The 13,837-nt window shown below is 65.4% G+C and carries 11 protein-coding genes and 1 pseudogene; 4 read left to right on the top strand and 8 right to left on the bottom strand.

Annotated elements, in window-relative coordinates; all coding sequences use genetic code 11:
- Window positions 1-65: 65 nt before the first annotated feature.
- The 6 genes from DCM79_RS25670 to DCM79_RS25645 all read right to left on the bottom strand — a co-directional run bounded on the left by DCM79_RS25670 (window position 66) and on the right by DCM79_RS25645 (window position 8,280).
- Window positions 66-755 (bottom strand): response regulator, encoded by a 690-nt coding sequence (locus tag DCM79_RS25670; protein ID WP_257176904.1) that lies wholly within the window; start codon window positions 753-755, stop codon window positions 66-68.
- Complete coding sequence (locus DCM79_RS25665) at window positions 752-3,475, bottom strand: sensor histidine kinase KdpD (protein WP_257176903.1); 2,724 nt, start codon at window positions 3,473-3,475, stop codon at window positions 752-754. Before DCM79_RS25665 ends, DCM79_RS25670 begins: the two co-directional genes overlap by 4 nt.
- A gap of 40 nt (window positions 3,476-3,515) precedes the next feature.
- Window positions 3,516-4,121, bottom strand: coding sequence for a K(+)-transporting ATPase subunit C (locus DCM79_RS25660; protein WP_257176902.1), 606 nt, complete (start codon window positions 4,119-4,121; stop codon window positions 3,516-3,518).
- Between the two features lie 111 nt (window positions 4,122-4,232).
- Window positions 4,233-6,350: a potassium-transporting ATPase subunit KdpB gene (gene kdpB / locus DCM79_RS25655; RefSeq protein ID WP_257176901.1), complete on the bottom strand. Its 2,118-nt coding sequence runs from the start codon at window positions 6,348-6,350 to the stop codon at window positions 4,233-4,235.
- 24 nt (window positions 6,351-6,374) lie between these two features.
- Window positions 6,375-8,078 carry a potassium-transporting ATPase subunit KdpA gene (gene kdpA, locus DCM79_RS25650; RefSeq protein WP_257176900.1) on the bottom strand — a complete coding sequence of 568 codons (1,704 nt, stop codon included), beginning with the start codon at window positions 8,076-8,078 and terminating at the stop codon, window positions 6,375-6,377.
- Between the two features lie 112 nt (window positions 8,079-8,190).
- The gene (locus DCM79_RS25645; protein WP_018641117.1) at window positions 8,191-8,280 is read right to left on the bottom strand and encodes a K(+)-transporting ATPase subunit F; all 90 of its coding nucleotides are present in this window, start codon (window positions 8,278-8,280) and stop codon (window positions 8,191-8,193) included.
- Window positions 8,281-8,602: 322 nt separating this feature from the next.
- Between DCM79_RS25645 and upp the strand changes: the two genes are divergently transcribed.
- Window positions 8,603-9,238 (top strand): uracil phosphoribosyltransferase, encoded by a 636-nt coding sequence (gene upp / locus DCM79_RS25640; protein ID WP_257176899.1) that lies wholly within the window; start codon window positions 8,603-8,605, stop codon window positions 9,236-9,238.
- A gap of 33 nt (window positions 9,239-9,271) precedes the next feature.
- A complete protein-coding gene (locus DCM79_RS25635; RefSeq protein ID WP_257176898.1) occupies window positions 9,272-10,846 on the top strand; it encodes an AMP-binding protein in 1,575 nt (524 codons plus the stop codon).
- Between the two features lie 21 nt (window positions 10,847-10,867).
- Here DCM79_RS25635 and DCM79_RS25630 read toward each other — a convergent pair whose 3' ends face one another.
- The gene (locus tag DCM79_RS25630; protein WP_257176897.1) at window positions 10,868-12,034 is read right to left on the bottom strand and encodes an acyl-CoA dehydrogenase family protein; all 1,167 of its coding nucleotides are present in this window, start codon (window positions 12,032-12,034) and stop codon (window positions 10,868-10,870) included.
- A 232-nt stretch (window positions 12,035-12,266) separates the two neighbouring features.
- Between DCM79_RS25630 and DCM79_RS25625 the strand changes: the two genes are divergently transcribed.
- The gene (locus DCM79_RS25625; RefSeq protein WP_028138231.1) at window positions 12,267-12,719 is read left to right on the top strand and encodes a MaoC family dehydratase; all 453 of its coding nucleotides are present in this window, start codon (window positions 12,267-12,269) and stop codon (window positions 12,717-12,719) included.
- Window positions 12,719-13,570 carry a CoA ester lyase gene (locus tag DCM79_RS25620; RefSeq protein ID WP_257176896.1) on the top strand — a complete coding sequence of 284 codons (852 nt, stop codon included), beginning with the start codon at window positions 12,719-12,721 and terminating at the stop codon, window positions 13,568-13,570. The genes DCM79_RS25625 and DCM79_RS25620 overlap by 1 nt, the downstream gene beginning before the upstream one ends.
- Here the strand turns inward: DCM79_RS25620 and DCM79_RS25615 are convergent.
- Window positions 13,567-13,686 (bottom strand): annotated as a pseudogene (locus DCM79_RS25615) (IS481 family transposase); the annotation flags it as partial. The gene DCM79_RS25620 and the pseudogene DCM79_RS25615 sit on opposite strands and share 4 nt — an antisense overlap.
- Window positions 13,687-13,837: the final 151 nt, after the last annotated feature.

The following is a 13,837-nucleotide window of genomic DNA, read 5'->3' as shown; positions in this document are numbered from 1 at the left end:
GTCGAAATCGAAAGATGGTGGGCACGGCGCTTTGCGCCTTTGCCCACCCTACGGCACTGCGAAAATCAATCCCCCGCCTTGAGCCGGTACCCGATCCCCGTCTCGGTCAGCACGTATTGCGGCCGTTCCGGGTCGGCTTCGATCTTCTGGCGAAGCTGACGGACATAGACGCGCAGATATTGCGCGTCGGTCAGTTCGTCCCACAGCTCTTTCAGCAGGAACCTGTGCGTGAGCACCTTGCCGGCATGCTGCACCAGCACGCGCAACAGATCATACTCCTTCGGCGACAGCTTAACCTCGCGCTCGCCGACCTTGACGATGCGGCGGACCAGATCGACGGAGAGATCGCCGGTGCGGAACACCGGGCGTTCGCCCTTGACCTGGAGCTGGTGGCGCAGCGCGGCGCGCAGGCGCGCCAATAGCTCCTCCATGCCGAACGGCTTGGTCAGATAGTCGTCGGCGCCGAGATCGAGCGCCTGGACCTTGCCGGCTTCGTCGCCCCGGCTCGACAGCACCACGATCGGCACTGCCTCGTTGCGGGTGCGGATGGTGCGCAGCAGTTCGTGTCCCTGAATGTCGGGCAGGCCGAGATCGAGAATGATCAGCGCCGGCGCTTCCTCGAGCTTCTCCAGTGCGACCTTGCCGTTCGACGCCTCCAGGATGTCGTAACCTTGCGTCGTCAGCCCCATCCGCAGCAGTTTACGGATCGGCGGCTCGTCGTCGATGACAAGGACCTTGATCGGCGCAGCGTTCATGCAGCGGTATCCAATGTGCGGCTCTCTGCCGGAACGGGAAGACGGACGGTGAGGACAGCGCCGCGCCGGTCGCTGCGGTTGGCGGCGGAGATCGTGCCGCGCATCGCCTCGACGAAGCCGCGGGAGATGGCGAGGCCGAGCCCGGTGCCGGGGCGGACATGATCGCCCTTCTGCACGCGGTAGAACTTGTCGAACACACTCTCGAGCTCGTCGGGCGGAATCCCGGCCCCCTCGTCCACGATCTCGAGCACGACCTGGGCACCGTCACGCCGGCCGCGGATCGAGATCGTAGTCTCCGGCGGCGAGTATTTGGCGGCGTTGTCGAGCAGGTTGAATAACACCTGCTCGAACAGCACGGCATCGAGCTGGAGCATCGGCAGATCGGCGGCCAGCGCCAGCTCAATCTTGTGGCGGTGGAGAATCTTGCCGGCGCGCCGCAGCGCACTGCCGACGATCTCGCCGAGGTCGTGCAGCGCCGCGTTGGGCACGATGGCGCCGGATTCGAGCTTGGTCATGTCGAGCAGGTTTGCGATGAAGCGGTTGAGCCGCTCGGATTCGTCGATCACGGTGGCCAGCAGGTCGCGCTTCTCGGTGTCGGAGAGGGCACCGGAGAGATCGCGCATGGTGGAGGCCGCCCCCAAAACGGAGGCGAGCGGCGTCTTCAGGTCATGCGAGATCGAGGTCAACAGCGCCGAGCGCAGCCGCTCGGATTCGACGGTGCGCTTGACCCGGTCCATGTCCTCGACCAGCAGCACCCGCTCGATCGCGAGCGCGCCCTGGTCGACCAGCGCATCGAGCAGCCGGCGCTGATCCGGCGTCAAGAGCGGGCCGGTGCGGTCGTTGTCGATGCCGATGACGCCGATCGGACCGCGCCCGGTGCGCATCGGCAGGAACAGCCGCTTTGCACCCGGCAACGTATCGGACCCGCGGCCGGCGGGTCGGTCGTTGCTCCATGCCCAGTTGGCCGCGGCAAGGTCGGCCTGATCGAGCTGGTCTTCCGGCGGATAGCCGGATTTCACCGTGAGCAGCCCGTCCTCCGGCAGCAGCAGCACGACGCGCACCTTCAGCATCAACGCGATCTGATAGGCGCTCGCCCACAAGACATCGTCGAGCGTGGCGGTGCCCGCGAGCTTGCGGCTGAAGGCATAGAGCTGCTCGGTCATCCTGATCCGGCCGATCGCGGCATCGGCCTGCGTGCGCACGCGACCCGCAACGTTCGACACCACGAACGCAATCAGCATGAAAAAGAAGAAGGCTGCGACGTTGGTCGGATCGGTGATGGTGAACGTGTAGACCGGCGGCAGGAAGAAGAAATTGTAGGCCAGCGACCCCGCGACACTCGCGAGCAGTGAGGGCCACAGCCCATAGCGCACGGCCACAGCCACCACTGCGGTGAGGAACATCAGGTCGACGTTCTCGACGCCGACGTACGGCTTGATGCCCATCGCGGCCGCAAGGCCAACCGCCGTGATCCCGAGCGCCTTGACATAGGGGAGCGGATCGAACGGCTCGGATCGCGCCGCGGTCTGCACCGCCGTCTTGGGCGCCGCCTCTCCGGAGAGTTCGTCGCCAGGGATGACGTGAACGCTGATATTGCCGGCACGCCGCACGAGATCATGCACGACGGAACCGCGCGTCATCTCGAACCAGCGCGAACGCGTCGACTTACCGATCACGATCTGGGTGACGTTGTTGCCGTGCGCGAAGTTGATCACGTCGTCGGCGATGCGGCGACCGACGCCAGGGATGGTCAAAGCCTCCCCGCCGAGCGATTCCGCGAGCCGCAGCGTATCGGCAAGCCGGTCGCGCTCCTCGTCGGAAAGCTGGAGCGAGCGCCGCGTCTCGATCGACAGCGCGGTAAACGGCGCATGTAGCCGATCGGCCAGACGCTTGGTGTAGCGCACGAGGCCGGCCGCACGCGGATCGTCGCTGACGCAGACCAGGATGCGCTCCCCCGCGGCCCAGGGCCCGGCAATGGCATTCGCCTGCATGTGGGTGAGCAGCTGCTCGTCGACCCGTTCGGCGGTGCGCCGCAATGCGAGCTCACGGAGCGCCGTGAGGTTGCCCGGCGAGAAATAGTGCTCCAGTGCGCGCTCGGCCTGCTTGGGGACGTAAACCTTGCCCTCCTTCAGCCGCTGGATCAGATCGTCGGGCGTGAGGTCGATCAGCTCGATGGCATCGGCGCGGCCGAAGACCGAGTCCGGCACGGTCTCGCGGACCCGGACATGGGTGATCTGGGCGACGACGTCGTTCAGGCTCTCGATGTGCTGGATGTTGACGGCCGTATAGACGTCGATGCCATGGGACAGCAATTCCTCGACGTCGAGATAGCGCTTGGGATGGCGGCAAAGGGGCGCGTTGGTGTGGGCGAGTTCGTCGACCAGCGCAATCTGCGGCCGGCGCGCGATCACCGCATCGAGATCCATCTCCTCGACGATCTGGCCGCGATAGTCGAGCCGCTTGCGCGGGATCACCTCGAGCCCGCGCACCAGCGCCTCGGTCTCGGCGCGGCCGTGAGTCTCGACGAGGCCGACCACGACGTCGATGCCGGCCTTGCGCCTGGCGTGGGCGCTTTGCAGCATCTCGTAGGTCTTGCCGACGCCGGGCGCGGCGCCGACGAAGATCTTCAGCTTGCCGCCCGCACCCTCCTCCCGGCGCGCAGCTTCCAGCAGCGCCTCGGGAGAGGGACGTTGTTCGGGATCGCGGCGCTCTCTGACCATTTCACCAATATATTCATCTGCGCGCCGCGAGCCTAGACGGCTACTTCGCGGCCATGCGATCGAGCGCGAGATTCAGTGCCAGGACGTTAACCCTGGGTTCGCCGAGCAGGCCGAGCAGACGGCCTTCGGTGTTGGCGGTCACGAGCTGCCTGACCTGATCCTCAGGCATACTCTGCGCCTTGGCCACGTGCGGCACCTGAAATTGCGCCGCTTCCGGCGAGATATCAGGGTCGAGGCCGCTGGCAGAGGTCGTCACCAGGTCGACCGGCACGGCCGCGTTCGGATTCTCGCCCCTGAGCTTGTCCACGTCCTCCCTCAACCTGTCGGCCAGCGCCTTGCTGGTCGGGCCGAGGTTGGAGCCGCCGGAATTGGCGGCATTGTAGGGGGCCGACACCGTCTTGGTCGGATCATTCGGGTCCGGCGCAACCGTCGCCGAGAGGCGGCCGTGGAAATACTTGTCGTCCTTGAACTCCTGCCCGATCAGGGCGGAGCCGATCACCTTGCCGTCCTTCGCGATCAGGCTGCCTTGCGCCTGCACGGGAAACAACGTGCCGGCAATGGCGGTCATCGCGAGCGGATAGGCCAGGCCGGTGATGGCGGTGAGCGCCAGCAAGAGGACGATGGCGGGGCGGATTTCTCTGAACATGTGCTTTCTCCAATTTCTCCCGTCATTGCGAGGAGCGAAGCGACGAAGCAATCCAGGCTGTCAAGCGCGGAGGCACTTCTGGATTGCTTCACTGCGCTCGCAATGACGAATTCAAGCCAGGTGCAATGCGGTCACGACGAGGTCGATCGCCTTGATACCGATGAAGGGGATGACGATGCCGCCAAGCCCGTAGATCAAGAGGTTGCGCCGGAGCAACGCACCGGCGCCGACCGCGCGATAGGCGACGCCCTTCAGCGCGAGCGGGATCAAGCCAATGATGATCAACGCGTTGAAGATGATCGCCGACAGGATGGCGCTCTGCGGGCTCGACAGGTTCATGACGTTGAGCACGCCAAGCTGCGGGTAGAACGCCAGGAACATCGCCGGGATGATCGCGAAATACTTGGCGACGTCGTTGGCGATCGAGAACGTGGTCAGCGCGCCGCGCGTCATCAACAGCTGCTTGCCGATCTCGACCACCTCGATCAGCTTGGTCGGGTTGGAGTCGAGGTCGACCATGTTGCCGGCCTCGCGGGCGGCCTGGGTGCCGGTGTTCATGGCGACGCCGACGTCGGCCTGCGCCAGCGCCGGCGCGTCGTTGGTGCCGTCGCCGCACATCGCGACCAGCTTGCCCTTGGCCTGCTCGTCGCGGATCAGCTTGAGCTTGTCCTCGGGAGTTGCCTGCGCCAGGAAGTCGTCGACGCCGGCTTCCGCGGCGATGGCGGCGGCCGTCATTGGATTGTCGCCGGTGATCATGATGGTGCGGATACCCATGCGGCGCAGCTCGGCGAAGCGCTCGCGAATGCCGCCCTTGACGATGTCCTTGAGCTGGACGATCCCGAGCAGCCTGCCGTCCCTGGCGACGGCCAGCGGCGTGCCGCCGGACTTCGACACGTCATCGGCGATGGCCTGGATCTCGCGGCCGAGCTCGGAAAGCGCGGCAGGCTGCATCGCCCGCGCCATGTTGCCGGAAGCGACCGCGGTCGGAGCGCCGCCGCCGACATAGTTCAGCATGGCATCGACCGCGCCCTTGCGCACCGACGAGCCGCCGGCATCGACGCCGCTCATGCGGGTCTGCGCCGTGAACGGGACGAAGGTGGCACCCAACTCGGCCATGTCGCGGCCGCGGATGCCGCACTTCTCCTTGGCCAGCACGACGATGGAGCGGCCTTCCGGCGTCTCGTCGGCCAGCGAGGCGAGCTGGGCGGCGTCGGCCAGCTCCTGCTCGGTGACACCGCGGACAGGGCGGAAGGCGGTCGCCTGGCGATTGCCGAGCGTGATGGTGCCGGTCTTGTCCAGCAGCAGCGTGTCGACGTCGCCGGCGGCCTCGACCGCGCGGCCCGACATCGCCAGCACGTTGAAGCGGACCAGGCGGTCCATGCCGGCGATGCCGATCGCCGACAGCAGCGCGCCGATCGTGGTCGGAATCAGCGTCACGAACAGCGCGACCAGCACGATCACCGAGATCGAGCCGCCGGCATAGGCGGCATAGCTCGGGATCGTCACGGTGGCGAACACGAAGATGATGGTGAGGCCGGCGAGCAGGATGTTGAGCGCGATCTCGTTCGGCGTCTTCGCCCGCTCGGCGCCCTCCACCAGCTTGATCATGCGGTCGATGAAGGTCGAGCCCTGGGCGGCCGTGATGCGGACGCGGATCCAGTCCGACAGCACCTGCGTGCCGCCGGTCACCGCCGAACGGTCACCGCCGGATTCGCGGATCACGGGTGCCGACTCGCCGGTGATGGCGGCCTCGTTGACGGAGGCGACGCCCTCGATCACCTCGCCGTCCGAGGGGATGGTGTCGCCCGCCTCGACCAGCACGAGATCGCCGACCTTCAGGCTCGTGCCTGATACGAGCTTGTAATCGCGGCCCGCGCCGCTCAGGAGCTTGGCCTGGCTCTCGGTGCGGGTCTTGCGCAGCGCCTCGGCCTGCGCCTTGCCACGGCCTTCGGCCACCGCTTCGGCGAGATTGGCGAACAGCACGGTGAACCACAGCCAGAGGATGATCTGGAAGGTGAATCCGAGATTGTCCCCCCCGGTCAGGAGATCGCGCAGAAAGATCACGGTGGTGAGTGCAGCAACGATCTCGACCACGAACATGACCGGGTTCTTGATCATGGCGCGCGGATCGAGCTTGGCGAAAGCCGCGCCGATCGCCGGCATCACTATCCTGGGATCCAGCATCGCCGACACCGGCATGCGCTTGTTGGGTTTATGGACGGGTTCCATGGAGGTTGCTCCGAAAAAGCTGGATCAGAACAGGTTACCGGCGTTCATCGCGAGGTGCTCGACGATGGGGCCGAGGGCGAGCGCCGGGAAGAACGTCAGGCCGCCCATGATCAGGATGACGCCGACGACGAGACCGACGAACAGGCCTCCGGTGGTCGGGAACGTGCCCATCGACGGCGGGATCGATTTCTTCGCCGCGAGCGATCCTGCGATCGCCATTGCCGGCACGATCATGAAGAAGCGGCCGACGAACATCGCGCTGGCAAGCGTGAGATTGTAGAAGAGGGTGTTGCCGGTGAGGCCCGCGAAAGCCGAGCCGTTGTTGCCCGTCCCCGAGGAGAAGGCGTACAGCACTTCGGTGAAGCCGTGCGGTCCAGCATTCGCCATGGAGGCGACCGCCGCCGGATAGACCACGCCGACGGCGGTCCAACCGAGGATCATCAGCGGCAGGACGAGAATGGCGAGCATCGCCATCTTGACCTCGCGCGCCTCGATCTTCTTGCCGACATATTCCGGCGTGCGGCCGACCATCAGGCCCGCGACGAAGATCGCGAGGACGACGAACAGCAGCATGCCGTACATGCCGGCGCCGACGCCGCCGACAATGATCTCACCGAGCTGCATGTTGATCAGCGGGATCATGCCGCCCAGCGCGGTGAAGCTGTCGTGCATGGCGTTGACGGCACCGCAGGAAGCGGCCGTGGTGATCACGGCAAACAGCGAGGACGCGACGATGCCGAAGCGGACCTCCTTGCCCTCCATGTTGCCGCCGGTCAGGCCCAGCGCGTGCATGGTCGAGGTGCCGTTGGCTTCCGCCCAATAACAGACGCCGACGCCGGCAATGAACAGCACACCCATCACGGCGAGGATCGCCCAGCCCTGGCGCTGGTTGCCGACCATGCGTCCGAATACATTGGTGAGCGCGGCGCCGAGCGCGAAGATCGACAGCATCTGCACGAAATTCGACAGCGCGGTCGGGTTCTCGAAGGGGTGCGCGGCGTTGGCGTTGAAGAAGCCGCCGCCATTGGTGCCCAACATCTTGATCGCGACCTGCGAGGCGACCGGGCCGACCGCGATGGTCTGCTTGGCGCCTTCGAGCGTGGTCGCTTCGACATAGGCCCCGAGCGTCTGCGGCATGCCCTGCGACACCAGGAACAGCGCGTAGACGACGCAGATCGGCAGCAGGATATAAAGGGTGCAACGTGTCACATCGACCCAGAAATTGCCGACGGTGCGCATCGAGGCCCGGGCAAAGCCACGGATCAGCGCGACCGCGAGCACGATGCCGGTCGCCGCCGACAGGAAATTCTGGTGCGTGAGGCCGACCATCTGGGTCAGATAGGACAGCGTGCTCTCGCCGCCGTAGTTCTGCCAGTTGGTGTTGGTGATGAAAGAGATCGCGGTGTTGAACGACAGGTCTTCCGCGACCGCCGACATGTCGGCCGGATTGAACGGCAGCATGGCCTGGAGCCGCATCAGGCCGTAGATGATGAGGAAGCCGCCGACATGAAACAACAGCATGGCGACCGTGTAGGTCAGCCAGTGCTGCTCGCGCTTCTCGTCGACACCGGAAATCCAGTAGATGCCGGCCTCGATCGGGCGCAGCACCGGCGACAGGAACGTCCGCTCGCCGTTGAATACGCGCGTCATGTACCAGCCGAGCGGCTTGGCGAGCGCGACGACGATGACGCAGAAAAGAATGATCTGGAGCCAACCGATCGCAGTCATGGCATTAAACCTTCAGGCTTTGGGTTCGGCGCAACAGTGGCAGGAGCAGCGCGAGCAGCGCCGCGACGAGCACAGCGTCGGCCAGCAGCAATTGAACGAGCAGCAGCACGATTCAGAACCGCTCGGGCCGCAGCAGCGCGTAGGTGAGATAGACCAGGAGGCCGAACGAGACGGCGCCAGCGAGCGCGTAATCGAAGATCATGGTCCGCTCCCTCACAGCCGTTCGCAGGCATAGGTGTAGCCGATCGCGAGGGCGAAGAAGGCGATGGCAAGCGCCAGCATCAGAAGGTCCATCATGGCGATACTCCTCGTTGCGCCTCATGTGCGGCGCAACCGCTTTCCCGGGACTCCGGTGAGCGCAAGGAGGGGTGGGCTTCCACGACCGGCCCGCGCTCTTGACCGTGCTGAGGTGCCACCGCAGGCATAGTTTTTCGAGACGATCGCGACGGCGAAATTATAGGAATCTCATAAAGGCCGGGTGGAGCGATCTGGCGCAATTTCACGGAACCGTGTAGAGCGTTTTCATGAGCACCAGCAACGTCAACGTCGTCGTCCACCCCCTGGTCCAGCACAAGCTCTCCCTGATGCGGGAGAAGGACCGCTCGACCAAGAGCTTTCGCGAGATCCTGAACGAGATCGGGATGCTGCTCGCTTACGAGGTGACGCGCGATTTGCCGCTGGAGCTGGTCGAGATCGAGACGCCGATCGCGCCGATGCGGGCGCCCAAGATCGCCGGCAAGAAGCTCACGCTGGCGCCGATCCTGCGCGCCGGCGTCGGTTTCCTCGACGGCATGCTGGCGCTGATGCCCTCGGCGCGCATCGCCCATATCGGGCTCTACCGCGACCCCGAGACGTTGCAGGCCGTGGAATATTACTTCAAGGCGCCACAGGACCTGTCCGACCGCACCGTGATCCTGATGGACCCGATGCTGGCGACCGGCAACTCCGCCTGCGCCGGCGCCTCCCTGCTCAAGGCCCGCGGCGCCCGCGACATCCGCTTCGTGTGCCTTCTGGCCGCACCCGAGGGCATCGCGCAATTCCAGAGCGAGCATCCCGACGTGCCGATCTGGACCGCCGCGATCGACGAGCGGCTCAACGACCACGGCTACATCGTCCCGGGCCTCGGCGATGCCGGCGACCGGATGTTCGGCACCAAGTAGACAGCTCTACATGATCGCGTTACTCCCGTTGCCATGAGTGCCAATGCGTTTTCGCTGCAATCGCTGATCCGGGCCGAGGCCGCCGCCGATCCCGCCTTCGTATTCGACGGCACGCCGGTCTCGCGCGCGGATTTCGCAAGAAGAGTAGAGCAGACCGCCGCCTGGCTCGCAGCGCAAGGCATCGGCAAGGGGGACGTCGTCGCGGTCTCGCTGGTCAACCGGATCGAATGGATCGCCCTGCTGTTCGCCGCCGCCCGATGCGGTGCGATCGTCGCCGCCGTCAATACGCGCTACCGGAGTGCGGAAGTCGCGCATCTACTTCGCTTGTCCGGCGCCAAGCTGATGGTGGTGGAGGCTGCATTCCGTTCGATCGATTTTGCCGCAATCCTCGCCGGGATCGCCGAACACGAAGTCCCCGCGCTGCAACGACTCGCCGTGGTCGGCGCGGACGCGAACCCGGCGCACTGGCCCTGCGTGCGCTTCGACGCCTTCGAGAGCTTCTATCCGCCCGCGTCGCCGGCCGAGGACGATATTGACCTGCCGGTTCTGCTCTACACCACATCGGGCACCACCAAGGGGCCGAAGCTGGTGGCGCATTCGCAGCGGACGCTGGCGAGCCACGCCGTCTCCGTCGCCAAGGCGCTTCGGCTCGATCCACAGCGTCACGCGCTGCTGGCCATACTGCCGTTCTGCGGCACCTTCGGCATGACCAGCCTGCTCGGCTTCGTCGCGGCCGGTGCAACCATTCATGTGCTCGACGCCTTCGAGGCGGCGCCGGCCTTCGAGATTCTGCGCGAGCAAAGGATCACGCATTCCTTCGGCTCCGACGAGATGTTTCGGCGTATTCTCGCCCTCACCGATGCGCCGCGCCCGTTCCCGCATCTCGAGCTCTGCGGTTTCGCCGCGTTCCAGCCAGGTTGGCGCGAGCTTGCGGCAGAGGCTGAATCCCGTGGCCTGCCGCTGTTCGGCCTCTACGGGTCGAGCGAGGTCCAGGCCCTGTTCGCCATCCCGCAAGCTAGCGATGCCTTCGCCGATCGCATCGAGGGCGGCGGCTGGCCGATGGCACCCGCCGCAAGCGTGCGCGTGCGCGACACCGAGACCGGCGAGCTTGCAGCCAGCGGCATTTCCGGCGAGATCGAGATCAGCGCGCCGTCACGCTTCCTTGGCTATTTCCACAACCCGGACGCAACGCGCGAGGCGATCACCGCGGACGGCTTCTTCCGCACCGGCGACATCGGCCGGCTGCGCGGCGACGGCTCCTTCGTCTACGAGACCCGCGCCGGCGATGCGATGCGGCTCGGCGGCTTCCTGGTCGCCCCCGGCGAGATCGAGGATGAGCTGAAATCCTGCGCCGGCGTGAGTGATGCCCAGGTGGTTGCGGTCGATCTTAAGGGCCAGGCGCGCTGCGTCGCGTTCGTGATTCCGGCAAAGGAGTCGCCGCTGCAAGAGAGGTTGATCGCGCATCTGCGCGAGCGGCTCGCCGGCTACAAGGTCCCGGCGCGGATCTATCTCGTGGACGCCTTTCCGGTCACCGACAGCGCCAATGGCGTGAAGATCCAGCGCGCCAGGCTGCGCGCCATGGCGATGGAGCGAATCGCCGCCGAATAGGCCGCTTGCGCCAAGGCGCGTTCAATACGACTTGGCGAGCCCCAGCACCTTCTCGGCGATGAAGCTGAGCGCGAGCTGCGGGCTGACCGGCGCGATGCGCGGGATCAGGATTTCTCGCAAATATCGCTCGACGTGGAATTCCTTGGCATAGCCGAAGCCGCCATGGGTCATCACGGCCTGCTCGCAGGCCGAGAAACCCGCCTCGCCCGCGAGGTACTTTGCGGCGTTGGCGGCAGCGCCGCACGGCATGCCCTTGTCGTATTGCCAGGCCGCCGACATCACCATCAGCCAGGCCGCCTCGAGCTCGACCCAGTTCACCGCGAGCGGGTGCTGGATGCCCTGGTTCTTGCCAATCGGGCGATTGAACACCACGCGCGTCTTGGCGTACTCGGTCGCACGCGACAGCGCCAGCTTGCCGAGGCCAACCGCCTCCGCCGCGATCAGGATACGCTCCGGGTTCATGCCTTCGAGGATGTACTCGAAGCCTTTGCCTTCCTCGCCGATACGGTCTTCCATCGGGATCTCGAAATCCTCGAAGAACAGCTCGTTGGAATCGACGACCTTGCGGCCCATCTTCTCGATCTCGTGGACCTTGATCCTGCTGCGGTCGAAATCGGTGTAGAACAGGCTGAGGCCGTGGGTCGGCGAGCGCACCTCCTCCAGCGGCGTGGTACGTGCCAGCAGCAGGATCTTGTGTGCGACCTGCGCGGTCGAGATCCACACCTTCTGGCCGTTGACGATGTAGCGGTCGTTCTTGGCCACCGCGCGGGTCTTGAGCTGCGTGGTGTTGAGGCCGGTGTTGGGCTCGGTGACGGCGAAGCAGGCCTTCTCGCGGCCCTCGACCATCGGGGGCAGCATGCGCTTGCGCTGCTCCTCGGTGCCGAACACCACGACGGGATTGAGCCCGAACACGTTGATGTGCACGGCGGATGCCCCGGACATGCCGGCGCCCGATTCCGCAATGGTGCGCATCATGATCGCAGCTTCGGTGATGCCGAGCCCCGAGCCGCCGTAGGCTTCCGGCACGCAGATACCGAGCCAGCCGGCGTCCGCCAAGGCCTTGTGGAAGTCGTGCGGGAAGCCGCCGTCGTGGTCCTTCTTCAGCCAATAGGCATCCGGGAAGCCTTCGCAGATCCTGGCGATGGCATCGCGAATGGCTTCCTGCTGATCGGTAAGCGCGAAATCCATGGGTGTCGGCCTCCTTCTTGGGAGCCGCGACCACGCCATCTCCCCTCTCTTCGCGTTCCCTGCGCAAAGGCCATCGCGACTTGCTGCGCCCCGACGTGCCCTCGCCTGCGTTCTTTAGCTCGAAATCCCGGGTGCAGATACGTGAATTTGTCGATCAACTGTGTCAACCATGCATGGGCTCATGCGGCGTGACGCCAAGAGCGCGCCGTTATTTCGCATGGAGGAAACCGCGATGGCCGGACTTTATTTCGAAGACTTTTCCGTGGGCCAGGAGTTCAGGCATCCGCTGACGCGAACCGTCACGGAGATGGACAACACCATGTTCAGCCTGCTGACGCTCAACCCGCAGCCGCTGCATATCGACGCGCATTTCGCCGAAAAGACCGAGTTCGGCCAGCGCATTTTCAACAGCCTTTACACCCTCGGCATCATGATCGGCATGACGGTCTATGATACGACCATGGGCACAACCGTCGCCAATCTCGGCATGACCGACGTCACGTTTCCAAAACCGGTCTTCCATGGCGACACCCTGCGGGCGACGACGAAGGTGCTTGCGTTGAGGGAATCCAAATCGCGCCCGAGAGCGGGCATCGTCGAGTTCGAGCACCATGCCTTGAACCAGAACGACGAGATCGTCGGCAAATGCCGCCGCATGGCGATGATGCACAAGAGGCCGGTCTGATGCGTTCGATGCTGTTCGTGCCGGGCGATTCCCCGCGCAAATTCGAGAAGGCGAGCGAAGGCAGGGCCGACGCGCTGATCATCGATCTCGAGGATTCCGTCGTCACCGAGAAGAAACCGGAGGCGCGCACCTTGACGCTTGCGATGCTGAAGCGCCGTCCCGGCCCGCACCAGCTCTATGTCCGCGTCAACGCGCTCGACACCGGCATGACGCTGGCCGACCTCGCGGCGGTGCTGCCGGGCAGGCCCGACGGCATCGTGCTGCCGAAATCGCAAGGAGGCGACGACGTGCGCCAGGTCGCGACCTGGCTCGAAGCGCTGGAAGCTGCGGCCGGCACCGCGATCGGCACGACGCGGATCGTCTGCGTCGCGACGGAGACAGCAAGCTCGATCTTCGGCCTCGGCAGCTACAAGGGTTGCTCCCCCCGCCTCGCCGGCCTGATGTGGGGCGCGGAAGACCTCTCGGCGTCGCTCGGCGCCACCGAGAAAGCGTCGGGCGGCGTGTTCCACAGCCCCTATCGCCTCGCGCGGGATCTATGCCTGATGGCGGCGGCCGCGGCCGAGGTCGCCCCGATCGACACCGTCTATACCGACATCGACAACCTCGCCGGCCTCAAGCAGGAGACGCGCGCCGCGCGGCGCGACGGTTTTTCGGCGAAGGCGCTGATCCACCCCAAGCATGTCGACATCGTCAATGCGGCGTTCGCGCCGACGGACGCTGAGCGGACCTGGGCCGAGAAGGTGATCGCGGCGTTTGCCGGCAATCCCAATTCCGGCACGCTGCGGCTCGACGGCCAGATGATCGACAGGCCGCATCTTCGCGCCGCGAAGAAGATCCTCGACCAGCCCTAGGTGTTCAGTCCCGAGGTCAAGTGGATCGGATCGCGACTGAAGCGGCTTGGCTCGCCACCCCATGCTTTACAGATGGCCTCGAATGGTGTGAGGCCGCGAAGGCTTTTGAGCCGCTTGGCGAAGTCGCTGTATCGCAGTTCGGATGGCATGCGTTGTCGTGGCGCTGCCGTGGAGTACCTGTCCCATAATCCCTCCCGGAATACGGGATCAGATTGACTGATTCCCCCACACTCCGGGACTAAACACCTAGGTCGGGGTGCAAGCGGC

It is taken from the genome of Bradyrhizobium sp. WBOS07 (assembly GCF_024585165.1).
Classification (GTDB): domain Bacteria; phylum Pseudomonadota; class Alphaproteobacteria; order Rhizobiales; family Xanthobacteraceae; genus Bradyrhizobium; species Bradyrhizobium japonicum_B.
This window is presented reverse-complemented; position numbering and strand designations above follow the sequence as displayed.

Excerpts from the sequence above, each read along its gene's own strand:
- DCM79_RS25670 (WP_257176904.1), bottom strand. The coding sequence starts at position 755 with ATGAACGCTGCGCCGATCAAGGTCCTTGTCATCGACGACGAGCCGCCG.
- DCM79_RS25665 (WP_257176903.1), bottom strand. The coding sequence starts at position 3,475 with ATGGTCAGAGAGCGCCGCGATCCCGAACAACGTCCCTCTCCCGAGGCG.
- DCM79_RS25660 (WP_257176902.1), bottom strand. The coding sequence starts at position 4,121 with ATGTTCAGAGAAATCCGCCCCGCCATCGTCCTCTTGCTGGCGCTCACC.
- kdpB (WP_257176901.1), bottom strand. The coding sequence starts at position 6,350 with ATGGAACCCGTCCATAAACCCAACAAGCGCATGCCGGTGTCGGCGATG.
- kdpA (WP_257176900.1), bottom strand. The coding sequence starts at position 8,078 with ATGACTGCGATCGGTTGGCTCCAGATCATTCTTTTCTGCGTCATCGTC.
- DCM79_RS25645 (WP_018641117.1), bottom strand. The coding sequence starts at position 8,280 with ATGATCTTCGATTACGCGCTCGCTGGCGCCGTCTCGTTCGGCCTCCTG.
- upp (WP_257176899.1), top strand. The coding sequence starts at position 8,603 with ATGAGCACCAGCAACGTCAACGTCGTCGTCCACCCCCTGGTCCAGCAC.
- DCM79_RS25635 (WP_257176898.1), top strand. The coding sequence starts at position 9,272 with ATGAGTGCCAATGCGTTTTCGCTGCAATCGCTGATCCGGGCCGAGGCC.
- DCM79_RS25630 (WP_257176897.1), bottom strand. The coding sequence starts at position 12,034 with ATGGATTTCGCGCTTACCGATCAGCAGGAAGCCATTCGCGATGCCATC.
- DCM79_RS25625 (WP_028138231.1), top strand. The coding sequence starts at position 12,267 with ATGGCCGGACTTTATTTCGAAGACTTTTCCGTGGGCCAGGAGTTCAGG.
- DCM79_RS25620 (WP_257176896.1), top strand. The coding sequence starts at position 12,719 with ATGCGTTCGATGCTGTTCGTGCCGGGCGATTCCCCGCGCAAATTCGAG.